Annotated in this window: 3 protein-coding genes; all 3 read left to right on the forward strand. The window is 35.4% G+C overall.

Annotation, left to right across the window (positions count from 1 at the left end; all coding sequences use genetic code 11):
* Nucleotides 1-187: type II toxin-antitoxin system toxin HigB (gene higB / locus FPQ13_RS13215; RefSeq protein ID WP_144089748.1), on the forward strand; the 187-nt coding region annotated here is incomplete at its 5' end.
* The gene (locus FPQ13_RS13220) at nucleotides 180-716 is read left to right on the forward strand and encodes a dUTP diphosphatase (RefSeq protein WP_000185669.1); all 537 of its coding nucleotides are present in this window, start codon (nucleotides 180-182) and stop codon (nucleotides 714-716) included. The genes higB and FPQ13_RS13220, both read left to right, overlap by 8 nt.
* Nucleotides 717-752: 36 nt before the next feature.
* The coding region (locus tag FPQ13_RS14045) for a DUF1381 domain-containing protein (RefSeq protein WP_158091988.1) at nucleotides 753-805 on the forward strand (53 nt) is incomplete at its 3' end.

Below are 805 nucleotides of genomic sequence, written 5' to 3' on the forward strand. Positions count from 1 at the left end.
CACAGAGGGATTACTAAAAGAGATTGAGGACGTATATAAGAAAGCGCAAGCGTTTGATGAAATACTTGAGGGAATGACAAATGCTATTCAACATTCAGTTAAAGAAGGTATTGAACTTGATGAAGCAGTAGGGATTATGACGGGTCAAGTTGTCTATAAATATGAGGAGGCACAGGAAAATGACTAACACATTAACAATTGATCAGTTACAAGAGTTATTACAAATACAAAAGGAGTTCGACGATAGAATACCAACGCTGAACTTACGAGATAGCAAAATAGCATATGTAGTTGAATTCTTTGAATGGTTTAATACATTGGAAACGTTTAAGAACTGGAAGAAGAAACCAGGTAAGCCGTTAGACGTACAACTTGATGAATTAGCTGACATGTTGGCGTTTGGATTGAGTATTGCGAATCAAGTAGGAGTGTCATCAGAAGAGATAAAAGAAGCGATTGAATCAAGTTTTAAAGATACAGAATTTCACAAAATGTTTAATTTTAAAGATAAAGAATTTGCTCAAGACGCAGTTGTTAGTACACCACAGATAATATTCAAAGAATTTTATCCCGACCAACAAGCAATTGTTATAGTGATAGACATAGCTTACAACTTATATTCTATCGACCAACTCATTGACGCATACAAAAAGAAAATGAAAAGGAATCATGAAAGACAAGATGGAACAGCAGACGCAGGAAAAGGATACGTGTAAAGACATCTTAGATCGAGTCAAGGAGGTTTTGGGGAAGTGACACAATACTTAGTCACAACATTCAAAGATTCAACAGGACGTAAACATAC

It is taken from the genome of Allobacillus salarius (assembly GCF_007559425.1).
GTDB lineage: Bacteria > Bacillota > Bacilli > Bacillales > Alkalibacillaceae > Allobacillus > Allobacillus salarius.

Excerpts from the sequence above, each read along its gene's own strand:
- FPQ13_RS13220 (WP_000185669.1), top strand. The coding sequence starts at position 180 with ATGACTAACACATTAACAATTGATCAGTTACAAGAGTTATTACAAATA.